This is a genomic window from Aurantimonas marina (assembly GCF_017183135.1).
GTDB classification, from domain to species: Bacteria; Pseudomonadota; Alphaproteobacteria; order Rhizobiales; family Rhizobiaceae; genus Aurantimonas; species Aurantimonas marina.
The window spans coordinates 84,598-97,641 of record NZ_JADDXW010000006.1 but is presented as its reverse complement, the minus strand read 5'-3'; the positions used below and the strand labels follow the sequence as shown (position 1 = coordinate 97,641).

At 64.0% G+C, this 13,044-nt stretch carries 12 protein-coding genes; 2 read left to right on the top strand and 10 right to left on the bottom strand.

Annotated elements, in window-relative coordinates; translation table 11 throughout:
- Positions 1-11: 11 nt before the first annotated feature.
- The 10 genes from glpK to ING15_RS09045 form a co-directional block, all read right to left on the bottom strand.
- Positions 12-1,496: a glycerol kinase GlpK gene (gene glpK / locus ING15_RS09090; protein WP_206454479.1), complete on the bottom strand. Its 1,485-nt coding sequence runs from the start codon at positions 1,494-1,496 to the stop codon at positions 12-14.
- An 87-nt stretch (positions 1,497-1,583) separates the two neighbouring features.
- Entirely contained in the window at positions 1,584-3,416 is a 1,833-nt protein-coding gene (locus tag ING15_RS09085) for an ABC transporter substrate-binding protein (RefSeq protein WP_232845661.1), read from the bottom strand.
- 90 nt (positions 3,417-3,506) lie between these two features.
- Positions 3,507-3,788, bottom strand: a complete 282-nt coding sequence (locus ING15_RS09080) for a DUF2160 domain-containing protein (protein WP_206454478.1) — start codon at positions 3,786-3,788, stop codon at positions 3,507-3,509.
- A complete protein-coding gene (locus tag ING15_RS09075) occupies positions 3,788-4,693 on the bottom strand; it encodes a carbohydrate ABC transporter permease (RefSeq protein WP_232845660.1) in 906 nt (301 codons plus the stop codon). Before ING15_RS09075 ends, ING15_RS09080 begins: the two co-directional genes overlap by 1 nt.
- Complete coding sequence (locus ING15_RS09070) at positions 4,690-5,577, bottom strand: carbohydrate ABC transporter permease (RefSeq protein WP_206454477.1); 888 nt, start codon at positions 5,575-5,577, stop codon at positions 4,690-4,692. The genes ING15_RS09075 and ING15_RS09070 overlap by 4 nt, the downstream gene beginning before the upstream one ends.
- An 11-nt stretch (positions 5,578-5,588) precedes the next feature.
- On the bottom strand, positions 5,589-6,665 hold the full coding sequence (locus ING15_RS09065; protein ID WP_206454476.1) for an ABC transporter ATP-binding protein: 1,077 nt from the start codon (positions 6,663-6,665) through the stop codon (positions 5,589-5,591).
- 10 nt (positions 6,666-6,675) lie between these two features.
- Positions 6,676-7,749: an ABC transporter ATP-binding protein gene (locus tag ING15_RS09060; RefSeq protein ID WP_206454475.1), complete on the bottom strand. Its 1,074-nt coding sequence runs from the start codon at positions 7,747-7,749 to the stop codon at positions 6,676-6,678.
- 20 nt (positions 7,750-7,769) lie between these two features.
- The gene (glpD, locus tag ING15_RS09055) at positions 7,770-9,269 is read right to left on the bottom strand and encodes a glycerol-3-phosphate dehydrogenase (RefSeq protein ID WP_206454585.1); all 1,500 of its coding nucleotides are present in this window, start codon (positions 9,267-9,269) and stop codon (positions 7,770-7,772) included.
- 94 nt (positions 9,270-9,363) lie between these two features.
- Positions 9,364-10,152 (bottom strand): DeoR/GlpR family DNA-binding transcription regulator, encoded by a 789-nt coding sequence (locus ING15_RS09050; RefSeq protein ID WP_206454474.1) that lies wholly within the window; start codon positions 10,150-10,152, stop codon positions 9,364-9,366.
- A 107-nt stretch (positions 10,153-10,259) separates the two neighbouring features.
- Positions 10,260-11,117 (bottom strand): D-amino-acid transaminase, encoded by an 858-nt coding sequence (locus ING15_RS09045; RefSeq protein ID WP_206454473.1) that lies wholly within the window; start codon positions 11,115-11,117, stop codon positions 10,260-10,262.
- A 202-nt stretch (positions 11,118-11,319) separates the two neighbouring features.
- Between ING15_RS09045 and ING15_RS09040 the strand changes: the two genes are divergently transcribed.
- A complete protein-coding gene (locus ING15_RS09040; protein ID WP_206454472.1) occupies positions 11,320-12,087 on the top strand; it encodes an SDR family NAD(P)-dependent oxidoreductase in 768 nt (255 codons plus the stop codon).
- Between the two features lie 99 nt (positions 12,088-12,186).
- Entirely contained in the window at positions 12,187-12,963 is a 777-nt protein-coding gene (locus ING15_RS09035; protein WP_206454471.1) for an enoyl-CoA hydratase, read from the top strand.
- Positions 12,964-13,044 lie beyond the last annotated feature (81 nt).

Here is a 13,044-nt window from a genome sequence, read left to right as displayed (position 1 = left end):
CCAGCGCGGCGCTACGTCAGCGTCCGGCGCACCGCGTCGGCCCAACCGGCGAGCTTGCGGCCGCGCGTGACCGCGTCCATGTGCGGCTCGAAGCGGCGCTCCAGGCGCCAGCGCTCGGAAAAGCCAGCCATATCCGGCCACACGCCTGCCTTTTGCCCGGCCACCCAAGCGGCGCCGAGCGCCGTCGTCTCCAGCACCACCGGCCGGTCGACCGGCGCGTCGAGAAGGTCGGCGAGACGCTGCATCGTCCAGTCCGACGCGACCATGCCACCGTCGACGCGCAGGATCGTGTCGCTCGCGCCGGTCCAGTCCTTCTTCATGGCCGAGAGCAGGTCGGCGGTCTGGAAGCAGACGGCTTCGAGCGCGGCGCGGGCGATTTCGTTCGGGCCGGTCTTGCGGGTGAGGCCGTAGATGGCGCCGCGCGCCTCCGCGTCCCACCAGGGCGCGCCGAGTCCGGTGAAGGCCGGCACCATGTAAATGTCCTGGGCCTCATCGGCCTCGGCGGCCATCGGGCCGGTGCGATCGGCGCGCTCGACGACGCCGAGGCCGTCGCGGAGCCATTGAACGGCGGCACCGGCGATGAAGATCGAGCCCTCAAGAGCGAAGGCGGTCTTGCCGGAAAGGCGATAGGCGATCGTCGTCAAAAGGCGGTTGGAGGAGGGGACCCGCGTCGCCCCGGTGTTGAGCACCGCAAAGCAGCCGGTGCCGTAGGTGGATTTCAGCATTCCCGGCGCGAAACAGGCTTGCCCGAGCGTTGCGGCGTGCTGGTCGCCGGCGATGCCGCAGACCGGAATCGCGGCGCCGAACAGTGAGGTCTCGGTCACGCCGAACTCGGCGTCGCAATCCTTCACCTCCGGCAGGAGGGCGCGGGGGACGTTCAGCAGCTTGAGCAGTTCCTCGTTCCAGGCGTTCGCCTCGATGTCGAACAGCATGGTGCGGCAGGCGTTGGTGGTGTCGGTCGCATGGACCTTGCCGCCGGTCAGCCGCCAGAGCAGGAAGGCGTCGACCGTGCCGAAGGCGAGCTTGCCGGCTTCGGCCTTGGCGCGCGCGCCCTCTACATGGTCGAGCATCCAGGCGATCTTGGTGCCGGAGAAATAGGGGTCGATGATCAGGCCGGTCTTCGCCGTGATCTGTGGCTCGGCACCCGCCTCGACGAGCTTGCGGCAGAGGTCGGCGGTACGGCGGTCCTGCCAGACGATGGCGTTGTGAATCGGTTTGCCGGTGTCGCGGTCCCAGATCAGCGCGGTCTCACGCTGATTGGTGATGCCGATCGCGGCGATGTCGGAGGCCGAGAGCGAAGCGTCGGCGAGTGCTGTGCGGACTGTCGCGACAACCGAGCGCCAGATGTCTTCGGGATCATGCTCGACCCAGCCCGAGCGCGGGAAGTGCTGCGGAAACTCCTGCTGGCTGACGCCGACGGTGCGGAAGCCGTCGTCGAAGACGATCGCGCGGCTCGATGTCGTGCCCTGATCGATGGCGAGGACGTATCCGGACATTTTGTCTCTCCCTGAGGCGTCACATCGTTTTCGAATAGCGGAAAGCCGGGACGAGCCCGGCTTTCCTTGTCGTTGTGGGTTGGCCGTTTACTGGACGGCCGGCTTCTCCGCGTCCGCATCCGCGGGTTTTTCCATCGCCGCATCGGCCGGCGCGCTGGCCGGTTCCGCTGCGGGCGCGTCGCCGCCTGAAGCGTTCGCGTCGGCCCAGCTCTTGACCAGTTCGTCATAGGAGACGGTCTGCGGCTGTTCCTTCTCGTTCTCCTTCTTCGGCTGCGGCGCGAGCGTGCCGTTGGCCTTGGCCTGTTCGACCCAATATTCCAGGTCGTGCTCCTCGTTGAGCTTCGGGCCGATGTCGCCCTGGATGCCGGCGCGTTCGAGACGCTCCAGGATCTGCTCCTGCTCGGCGCAGAGCGAATCCATCGCTTCCTGAGCGGTCTTGGCGCCCGAGGAGGCGTCACCGATCGCCTGCCACCAGAGCTGCGCCAGCTTCGGATAGTCCGGCACGTTGGTACCGGTCGGCGTCCACTGCACCCGCGCCGGCGAGCGGTAGAACTCGATCAGGCCGCCGAGCTTCGGCGCCCGCTCCGTGAAGCTGTCGTCGCGAATGGTCGACTCGCGAATGAAGGTCAGGCCCTCATGGCTCTTCTTCACGTCGACGGTCTTGGAGGTGACGAACTGGGCGTAGAGCCAGGCCGCCTTGGCCCGATCGACCGGGGTCGACTTCATCAGCGTCCAGGAGCCTGCGTCCTGGTAGCCGAGCTTCATGCCGTCGACCCAGTAGACGCCGTGCGGCGAGGGGGCCATGCGCCATTTCGGATTGCCGTCACCATCGACGACGGGAAGGCCGTCCTTCACCATGTCGGCGGTAAAGGCGGTGTACCAGAAGATCTGCTGGGCGATCTGGCCCTGGGCCGGTACGGGGCCGGATTCGGAGAAGGTCATGCCCTGGGCTTCCGGCGGCGCGTAGGCCTTCAGCCACTCGAGGTATTTCTCGATGGCATAGACGGCCGCCGGGCCGTTGGTGTCGCCGCCGCGCGCGACGCAGGAGCCGGTCGGCTGGCTCTGCTCGTTCACCCGGATCCCCCATTCGTCGACCGGTACGCCGTTCGGAATGCCCTTGTCGCCATTGCCGGCCATGGAGAGCCACGCATCGGTGAAGCGCCAGCCGAGCGAGGGGTCCTTCTTGCCATAGTCCATGTGGCCATAGACCTTCTGGCCGTCGATTTCGCGGCCGGTGAAGAACTCGGCGATGTCCTCATAGGCCGACCAGTTGACCGGTACGCCGAGGTCGTAGCCGTACTTCTCCTTGAAATCCGCCTTGTTTGTCTCGTCGTTGAACCAGTCGTAGCGGAACCAATAGAGGTTGGCGAACTGCTGGTCGGGCAGCTGGTAGAGCTTGCCGTCCGGCGCGGTGGTGAACGACTTGCCGATGAAATCGTCGATGTCGAGGCCCGGATTCGTGACGTCCTTGCCTTCGCCGTCCATCCAGTCGGTCAGGCTGCGGGCCTGCTGGTAGCGCCAGTGGGTGCCAATCAGATCGCTGTCGTTGATGTAGGCGTCGTAGATGTTCTCGCCCGACTGCATCTGTGTCTGCAGCTTCTCGACAACGTCGCCTTCGCCGATCAGGTCGTGGGTGACCTGGATGCCGGTGATCGCCGTGAAGGCCGGGGCCAGCACCTTCGATTCATACTCGTGCGTGGTGATCGTCTCGGACACGACCTTGATGTCCATTCCCTGGAAGGGCTGAGCCGCGTCGACAAACCACTGCATCTCCTTTTCCTGATCTTCGCGCGACAGCGTCGACAGGTCGCCGATCTCGGCGTCGAGGAATTGCTTGGCCGCTTCCATGTCGGCGAAGGCCGGGCCGGTGGCAAGCGCGATAGCGAGCACAGCCGCCGAGCGCATCAGATGGTGTTTCATATCGATTTACCTCCCAAAACAGGTGCCGGTCTTTTGGTATGGCGGTGCCGCGTTGACCGGTGGGACGCGGCGTGGCCTGATTCCGCCTCGCTAGACGAGGCGAAAGACGAGGATGAAGAAGACGGCGCAGACGATCAGCGCGTACCACAGCGTCAGATCGGTGGCCCAGAGCCAGCCAAGGCAGATAAAGGCGGAACCCAGCAGCGAGACGAACAGGCGGTCGCCGCGCGTGGTCTCGAAACGCAGGATGCCGACGCGGGGGCTACCGCCCGGCACGGCGTATTCCCAAACGCCCATGCCGGCGATCATGGCGAAAATCACAAGAAAGAAAATCGCGGTCGGCCAGGTCCAGGCCATCCATGAGAAATCCATCAAACCCTCCCCAGGGCGAAGCCCTTGGCGATGTAGTTGCGCACGAACCAGATGACGATCGCGCCGGGAATGATCGTCAGCGCCCCGGCGGCGGCGAGGACGCCCCAGTCGAGGCCGGAGGCGGAGACCGTACGGGTCATGATCGCCGAGATCGGCTTGGCGTCGGTCACCGTCAGCGTGCGGGCGATCAACAGTTCCACCCATGAGAACATGAAGCAGAAGAAGGCGGCGACACCGATGCCGCTCGCGATCAACGGCGTGAAGATCTTGAAGAAGAAGCGCGGAAACGAGTAGCCGTCGATATAGGCGGTCTCGTCGATCTCCTTCGGGATGCCCGACATGAAGCCTTCCAGAATCCACACCGCGAGCGGCACGTTGAAGAGCGTGTGGGCGAGCGCCACCGCGATATGGGTGTCGATCAGGCCGAAGGCCGAATAGAGCTGAAAGAAGGGCAGGGCGAACACCGCCGGGGGCGCCATCCGGTTGGTCAGCAGCCAGAAGAACAGGTGCTTGTCACCGAGGAAGCGGTAGCGCGAGAAGGCGTAGGCGGCCGGCAGCGCCACCGCCACCGAGATCACCGTATTCATGACGACGTAGATGATCGAGTTGATGTAGCCCGAATACCAGGACGGGTCGGTGAAGATTACCGCGTAATTGGCGAGCGTCGGGTTCTCAGGGAACAGCGTGACGCTCGACAGGATTTCCTGATTCGTCTTGAAGCTCATATTGATGAGCCAGTAGATCGGCAGCATCAAGAACAGGATGTAGACGATCGGTATCAGCGCCTTCCAGCGAAAGCGCTGACTCCGTGCCCGCTCACGCGTCCTGAGCGCAGTTTCCGAATGGCTCGCTGCCGGCAGGCCGCGGTGGGCCTCGTGCCCAGCGGTGGTGGCTTGATCGCTCATTCCGACACTCCCGTCAGCGGCTTGTCGGCTCCGGCGTTGGTCATCACGGTGTAGAAGACCCAGGAGAGCGCGAGGATGATCAGGAAGTAGACGAGCGACATGGCGGCCGCCTCGCCGAGGTTGAACTGGCCGATCGCGAGCTTGACGAGGTCGATCGACAGGAAGGTGGTCGAATTGCCCGGACCGCCGCCGGTGACGACGAAGGGCTCGGTGTAGATCATGAAGCTATCCATGAAGCGTAAGAGCATGGCGATCAGCAACACCCGACCCATCTTCGGCAGCTGGATGAAGCGGAACACGGCCCAGCGCGACGCGCCGTCGATCTTGGCCGCCTGATAATAGGCGTCGGGGATCGAAACGAGGCCCGCGTAGCACAGGAGAACGACGAGGCTGGTCCAGTGCCAGACGTCCATGACGATGACCGTGACCCAGGCATCGAACGGATCGCGGACGTAATTGTAGTCGATGCCGAGGGCGGCGACGGAATAGCCGAGCAGCCCGATGTCGGTGCGGCCGAAAACCTGCCAGATCGTACCGACCACGTTCCAGGGAATCAGCAGCGGCAGCGCCATCAGGACGAGGCAGACCGAAACCCAAAAGCCTTTCTTCGGCATGGACAGCGCCACGATGATGCCGAGCGGAATCTCGATCGCCAGGATGATACCCGAGAAGATCAGATTGCGGATCAGTGCGTCGTGGAAACGGGCGGAGGTGAGAATGTCCTGGAACCAGGATGTGCCGGCCCAGAAGAACTGGTTGTTGCCGAAGGTGTCCTGCACCGAATAATTCACCACCGTCATCAGCGGGACTACCGCTGAAAAGGCGACGAGCAGCAGCACCGGCAGGACCATGAACCAGGCTTTGTTGTTCCAGGTCTTTTCCATGATCTGTCTCCCTAAGCCCGCTCGACCAGCCAGGAATCGGCGTAAAGATTGAGCGCGTCGGGCGTGAAGCGGACCGCCGCGTCCGCTGGAATGCCAGCGCCTTCCGGCACGATGGCGCTCAGTCGCGTGCCTGCCAGCGTCGCGCGCACGATGCGCTCCGAGCCGACATCCTCGACCTTCTCGACGCTGACGGGGATTCCATCGTTTCGGCCAACGATCTCGACGAATTCCGGCCTTATGCCGAGTTCGGTCTTTTGACCCGAATGGAACCCGATCGGGTTGCCGGGAAGGGCGATGCGGATGTCTGAGATGACGGCCTCGCCGCCCTCCATCCGGCAGGGCAGGACGTTCATGCCGGGCGAGCCGATGAAATAGCCGACGAAAGTATGTTTTGGCCGCTCGAACAGCTCTTCCGGCGTGCCGATCTGGACGACCTCGCCATCATACATGACCACGACCTTGTCGGCGAAAGTCAACGCCTCGGTCTGGTCGTGAGTGACGTAGACCATGGTCATCTGGAACTCCCGGTGCAGCTGCTTCAGCTCCGAGCGCAACTGCCACTTCATATGCGGATCGATGACGGTCAGCGGCTCATCGAACAGGATGGCGTTGACGTCAGAACGGACCAGGCCGCGCCCAAGCGAGATCTTCTGCTTTTCGTCCGCGGTCAGGCCGCGAGCCTTGCGGTCGGCCTTCGCTTCCAGACCGATGCGGCGGATCATGTCCTCGACGCGGGTCTTGATCTCGGCGGCCGGCACTTTGCGGTTCTTCAACGGGAAGGCGAGGTTCTGGCGCACCGTCATGGTGTCGTAGATCACCGGGAACTGGAACACCTGGGCGATATTGCGCGCTTCCGGCGTCAGTTCGGTGACGTCGCGGTCGTCGAAATAGACATGCCCCTCGGAGGGCGTCAGCAGCCCGGAAATGATGTTGAGCAACGTGGTCTTGCCGCACCCGGACGGACCCAGCAGCGCATACGCGCCGCCATCCTCGAAGGCGTGATCCACCTCGCGCAGCGCGTAGATCCCTGCGTCACCGAGCGCCCGCGAATAGGCGTGGCGGATATGATCGAGACGGATGCGAGCCATGAACGCCTCCTCAAGCCGCTTGTCGCGCGGACGCGGCGGTGGCGTTGCCGTGTTCGTCGAAGATCAGGATTTTCGCCGGGTCGAAGGTCAGGCGAATATGATCGCCGGGTTCGATGCGCCGGACGCCGTGGACGAGGGCGATGATGCTGTTGTCGCCGACATCGGCGTGAACGAAGGTTTCAGAGCCGGTGACCTCGGTCAGGGCGACCCGCGCCTCGAAGCCGCCGTCCCCGCTTTCAAAAGCCAGATGATGCGGCCGGATGCCGCCGCGGTAGGCGCCGTCGGGAAGGTCGGAAAACGCGGGACCGGCATCGAAGGCGACGCCGTTCGGCGAGGCGAAGCGTGTGCCGGTCTTGACGAAATCCATGACGTTGAGCGGCGGATCGGAGAAGGTCCGCGCCGTCAGAAGGTCGTGCGGGCGGCGGTAGACTTCGGTGGTTTCGCCGAATTGCGTGACGCGACCCTTCGACATCGTGGCGGTGCGACCGCCCAGGAGCAGCGCCTCATGCGGCTCGGTCGTGGCGTAGACGAAGATCGCCCCGGTCTCGGCGAAAATCCGCGGCAGTTCCTCGCGCAGTTCCTCGCGCAGCTTGTAGTCGAGATTGGCGAGCGGCTCGTCGAGCAGCACAAGCTCGGCGTTCTTGACCAGCGCGCGGGCCAGCGCCGTGCGCTGCTGCTGGCCGCCGGAAAGATTGAGAGGGGTGCGGTCGAGAAACGGCGTAAGCTTCATCAGCTCGGCGGCCTTGTGGACCGCCGCTTCGATTTGCGCCTTGGAATGACCGGCGATCCGCATCGGCGAGGCGATGTTCTCGTAGACGGTGAAGGAGGGGTAGTTGATGAATTGCTGGTAGACCATGGCGACGTTGCGTTTGCGCACCGGAACGCCGGTCACGTCCTCGCCATCCATGACGATGCGGCCCGAGGTCGGCGCGTCGAGGCCCGCCATCAGGCGCATCAGGCTGGTCTTGCCGGCGAGTGTCGGACCGAGCAGCACGTTGAGAGAGCCACGCTCAAGGGTCAGCGACACGTCGATGATGTGTTTTTCGCCGCCAACGCTGCGGCTGACGTTTTGCAATTCGAGCAAGTTGCCCTCCCAGACGGCTGCTATTCGGCCGCTTTGCGCCAGTCAGCTTTTCGATTCTTCAAATGTTCGGCAAGCTTGGATTCCTGATCTCTGTCGAATCGCAATCCGAGCTTGGTGCGGCGCCAGAGAATGTCCTCCGCCGTCCGTGCCCACTCATTGCGGACGAGCCAATCGATCTCGGCTTCATGGAGCCCATGGCCGAAATCCTGCCCCAGCGCGCCGGGCAGCACGAACTTGCGGATGTCGGTGCCATAGCCGCGTGCCAGACGCCGCACTGTGCGATCATCGAGTTCAGGAACGGAGCGGTGCAATTCGGACTCCAGCGCCGCCAGACCCTCGACCGGAAAGTCGCCGCCGGGCAGGGGCTTGGCGCCGGTCCAGCGCGATCCCTTGGCGCCGAGGCGCCACTCGATCTTTTCCAGAACCTCCTCGGAGAGCACCCGATAGGTGGTGATCTTGCCGCCGAACCCGTTGAGAAGCGCCGGCTCGTCCTGGTCGCCCTCGACCTTCAGGACATAGTCGCGCGTGGCCTCCTGCGCCTTGGAGGCGCCGTCGTCGAAAAGCGGGCGCACGCCGGAATAGGACCAGACGATGTCGTCTGCGGCCAACGGATGTTTGAAATATTCGCTGGCGGCAGAGAGCAGGTATTGCGTCTCCGCCTCGGTGATCGCCGCGTCGGCCGGATCGCCGTCGAAATCCTGGTCGGTCGTGCCGACGAGGGTGAAGTCTTCCTCATAGGGAATCGTGAAGATGATCCGGTCGTCGGCGTTCTGGAAAATATAGGCGCGGTCGTGCTCGTAGATCTTGCGGGTGACGATGTGCGAGCCTTGGACGAGGCGAATGTTGTGGGCCTGGTTTTGCCCTATCGCTGTCTGGATGATCGCGTCGACCCAGGGGCCTCCGACATTAACGAGGAAGCGCGCCGAAACCGTGAAAGTCCGACCGTTCTCCTGATCGCTGAGTGTCACTTTCCATCGGTCGGTCTCGCGCCGTGCCCCGATCACCTTGGTGCGGACCATGATGTCGGCGCCCCGGGCCGCGGCGTCGCGGGCGTTGAGAACGACGAGCCGGGCGTCGTCGACGCGCGCGTCGGAATATTCGAAGCCCTTGTGGAATTCGTCCCTCAGTGGCGCGCCGAGCGGGCCGTCGAGATCGACCGTCGTCGTCGCCCGCAGCTTCTTGCGACCACCGAGGTGGTCGTAGAGAAACAGCCCCAGCCTCAGCAGCCAGGCCGGCCGCAACCCGGCATGGTGGGGCAGGATGAACCGCAACGGCCGGATGATGTGCGGCGCGATTCGCCACAGCACTTCGCGCTCCATCAGCGCGTGCCGTACCAGGCTGAACTCGTAGTGCTCGAGATAACGCAGGCCGCCGTGAATGAGTTTGGTCGACCAAGAGGACGTGCCGGAGGCCAGATCGTTCATCTCGGCCAGGCCGACGCTGTAGCCGCGGCCCGCGGCATCACGCGCGATACCGCAGCCGTTGATGCCGCCGCCGATGATGAAGACGTCGTAGTCCAGAAGAGCCTCCCCACGCTTCGCAGTGCAACATTTAAGTTGCGATTGCGAACATCATGAAGGCTATTACGAAACTAAACCGAAGGTCAAACGAAAATTAACGATGCCCCCTGTTTCGGTCAACTGTGGCCGGAGAGGTCTCGATCAAACGGACTTCATTGTCACGACAGATGCTGTGGATGGAGGCCGGCGCGACGTCGGTGACGAAGGTGTCCATCTGGTCGAGGTGGCCGATCCGCACCGGCGCGCTGCGCTCGAACTTCGACGAATCGGACGCCAGAATCACATGACGGGCATTGGAAATGATCGCCTGGGCGACCCGCACTTCGCGATAGTCGAAGTCGAGAAGTGACCCGTCGACATCGATTGCCGAAACGCCGATCACCGCGAAATCCACCCGGAACTGGCGGATGAAATCGACGGCCGCCTCGCCGACAATGCCGCCGTCGGAGCGACGCACGACGCCGCCGGCGATCACGACCTCCATCTCCGGATAGGGCCGCATAGCCGTGGCGACGTTGATGTTGTTGGTGATCACCATCAGTCCGGCATGGCGAAGGAGGGCGTGCGCCACGGCCTCGGTGGTCGTGCCGATATTGATGAACAGCGAGGCCCGGTCGGGAATGAGATCGGCGACAGCCTTGCCGATCGCAGCCTTCTCCTCGGCTGCAATCGTCCGCCGCGCGTCATAGCCGACATTCTCCACGCCGGAGGAGAGCACGGCGCCGCCATGCACGCGGGACAATAGCCGTTGATCGCAAAGCTCGTTCAGATCCTTGCGGATGGTCTGCACGGAAACGTCGTAGCGTCCTGCCAGTTCATCGACGGAGACGCGACCCGAGCGCTTGGCGCCCTCGAGAATCTGCATTTGGCGGTCGGACAGCATGACGTACTCCTCCAGAGGGAGGCGATCATGGATAAAACGAAACCCAAACGCAAGAAACGAAACCCGGTGGCCGCTGCCCGCTCCCGGCCGTGACGTCGCGGAGCTGCCTAGATCGCCGTGCGTTCCGCCTCGGCCAGATAAATTTCCCTTAGTCGCCGCGCTACCGGGCCGGGTGTTCCGTCGCCGAGCGTCACGCCGTCAATCTCCACCACCGGCAGCACGAAGGCGGAGGCCGAGGTGATGAAGGCCTCCTTCGCCCGCTTGGCCTCGTCTAGCGTGAAGCTGCGCTCCTCGATCCGCAAGCCGTCCTCTTCGGCCATTCGCAACACGGCGGCGCGGGTGATGCCGTGCAGAATCGCATGGGACAGGGCGCGTGTGACCAGCGCACCGTCTTCCGTGAGGATATAGGCGTTGTTGGAGGTTCCCTCTGTTACCATGCCGTCCTCGATCAACCAGGCGTCGTCGGCGCCCTTGGCTTTGGCTTCCGTCTTGGCGATGGAGGGATAGAGCAGCTGCACGGTCTTGATGTCGCGCCGGCCCCAGCGCAGATCCGGCACCGAGGCGACCTTGATGCCGGTGCGCGCCGCCGGCTTGTCGCGCAGCCCCATTGCCTGGGTGAAAAGAACCAGCGACGGTTTGGTGTCTTTCGGCGGAAACAGGAAGTCGCGATCGGCCGCGCCACGGCCTACCTGCATGTAGATCAGGCCTTCATCGATGTGATTGTGTTTCACCAACTCCCGGTGGATTGCCAGAAGCTCCGCCTCGCTGGCCGGGGCTGCCATCTTGAGCTCCGATAGCGAACGCTCGAGCCGTTTCATATGGGCGGCGAAGTCGACGAGCTTGCCCGACAGGACGCTGGTCACTTCATAGACTGCGTCGGCAAAGAGGAAGCCGCGATCGAAGACGGAGATCTTCGCGTCTTGCTCGGGAAGGTAATCGCCATTGACGTAGACGGTGCGGGACATGCCAAACTCCAGGCCGGATGTTGCTTTGCGCGCTGCATACGACAGGGCGGCGGGGCAGGGAAGGTGGCCGCTCGATATCGCTTCTGTGGCGGGGGCCCTTCATCCGGGGCTTTCGTAGGTCCAGCGACGTGCTAATTCATCGGGAATAGGGACCGACCGCGAGAGACGATCGAGTCGGCCGGCGAAACTGGGGGTGAGATTCTTGGATATTGGACAGATAACGCCGGCGATCGTGTCGGGTGCGGGATCGGGGCTCGGCCGCGGCACGGCGCGGGCACTCGCGGCGATGGGCGCGAAGGTCACCGTGCTCGACGTGAACGAGGAGGGCGGCCGGGCGGTCGCGGACGAGATTGGCGGCCTGTTCGTCAAGTGTGATGTGTCCGACCCGGGGTCGGTGGCCGATGCCCTGGCCAAGGCCGTCGAGGCGCATGGGACGCCTCGTATTCTGGTTAATTGCGCCGGTATCGCCGTCGGCCGCAAGACGGTGTCGCGCGGCGAGGCTCATGATCCGGTGCTGTTCCAGAAGGTGATTGCGGTCAATCTCATTGGCACGTTCAATCTCTCGTCCCAGGTGGCACTGAGGATGTCCGAGGTCGAGCCGCTGAACGCCGACGGCGAGCGCGGCGTCATCGTCGGCACGGCGTCGGTCGCGGCCTTCGACGGGCAGATGGGGCAGATCGCCTATGCCGCCTCCAAGGCCGGTATCGCCGGCATGACCCTGCCGATGGCGCGCGACCTCGCCAAGAGCGGTATCCGGGTGATGACCATCGCCCCCGGCATCTTCGAGACGCCGATGCTGGCCGGCATGCCGGAAGAGGTGCAGGCGTCGCTCGCCGCCTCGATCCCGTTTCCCTCGCGCCTCGGCACGGCGGAGGAATATGCCAAGCTCGCTATCCATATCGTTGAAAATCCTATGCTGAACGGCGAGACGATCCGCCTCGACGGTGCAATCCGGATGCAGCCTAAATAAGCGCCTGTGGGCTGGTCTCGAACGCGAGGCCGGCCCGCCGTCCTGTCACGCGGGCGAGCGGTCTTGCTTGTCTTGCCTCGATAAACCGGGAGACAATCCATGAGCGAAACCGACACCGTCCTGCAACGCCGCGAGGGCCGCGTCGCGATCCTCACCCTCGATCGCCCCAAGGCGCTGAACGCGCTGAATAGCGCGGTCATGCGCGAGCTTGTTCGGTTGACGGCCGAACTCGATCGCGATCCCGAGGTTGGCGCGATCCTGATCACCGGCTCGGAGAAGGCCTTCGCGGCCGGGGCCGACATAAAGGAAATGGAAGATCGCTCGGCGATGGAGATGATGCTCGCCGACTGGTTTTCCGAATGGGAGGCGCTGGAGCGGGTGCGCACGCCGATGATCGCGGCCGTCGCCGGTTTCGCGCTGGGCGGTGGTTGCGAACTGGCTATGATGTGCGATCTCATCGTCGCGGCCGACAGCGCCAAGTTCGGTCAGCCTGAGATCAAGCTCGGCATCATTCCAGGCATGGGCGGCTCGCAGCGTTTGACCCGCGCGGTCGGCAAGTACAAGGCGATGGACATGATCCTCACCGGCCGGATGATCGACGCCGAGGAGGCCGAACGCATCGGCCTCGTTTCGCGGTTGGTGCCGGCGGACAGACTGATGGAGGAGGCGCTCGGCGCGGCGACGACGATCGCGGAGTTCTCCAAGCCGGCGACGATGACCGCCAAGGAGGCGACCAACCGTTCCTTCGAGGTCGGTCTGCGCGAGGGACTTCTGCACGAACGCCGGATCTTTCACGCGCTGTTTGCCGGCGGCGACCAGAAGGAGGGCATGTCGGCCTTCCGCGAAAAACGGCAGGCGACGTTCCGGCACGGTTGATGGCGGGCCTGCGTCGCCGGTTTGCGGTCGGTCTGTGTCGCGTGCAAAACCCCACATAGGCCAGGCAAAAAAGAACCCCGG

What these genes read in the sequence shown, in the direction of transcription:
- glpK (WP_206454479.1), bottom strand. Translation starts at nt 1,496, where the DNA reads ATGTCCGGATACGTCCTCGCCATCGATCAGGGCACGACATCGAGCCGC.
- ING15_RS09085 (WP_232845661.1), bottom strand. Translation starts at nt 3,416, where the DNA reads ATGAAACACCATCTGATGCGCTCGGCGGCTGTGCTCGCTATCGCGCTT.
- ING15_RS09080 (WP_206454478.1), bottom strand. Translation starts at nt 3,788, where the DNA reads ATGGATTTCTCATGGATGGCCTGGACCTGGCCGACCGCGATTTTCTTT.
- ING15_RS09075 (WP_232845660.1), bottom strand. Translation starts at nt 4,693, where the DNA reads ATGAGCGATCAAGCCACCACCGCTGGGCACGAGGCCCACCGCGGCCTG.
- ING15_RS09070 (WP_206454477.1), bottom strand. Translation starts at nt 5,577, where the DNA reads ATGGAAAAGACCTGGAACAACAAAGCCTGGTTCATGGTCCTGCCGGTG.
- ING15_RS09065 (WP_206454476.1), bottom strand. Translation starts at nt 6,665, where the DNA reads ATGGCTCGCATCCGTCTCGATCATATCCGCCACGCCTATTCGCGGGCG.
- ING15_RS09050 (WP_206454474.1), bottom strand. Translation starts at nt 10,152, where the DNA reads ATGCTGTCCGACCGCCAAATGCAGATTCTCGAGGGCGCCAAGCGCTCG.
- ING15_RS09045 (WP_206454473.1), bottom strand. Translation starts at nt 11,117, where the DNA reads ATGTCCCGCACCGTCTACGTCAATGGCGATTACCTTCCCGAGCAAGAC.
- ING15_RS09035 (WP_206454471.1), top strand. Translation starts at nt 12,187, where the DNA reads ATGAGCGAAACCGACACCGTCCTGCAACGCCGCGAGGGCCGCGTCGCG.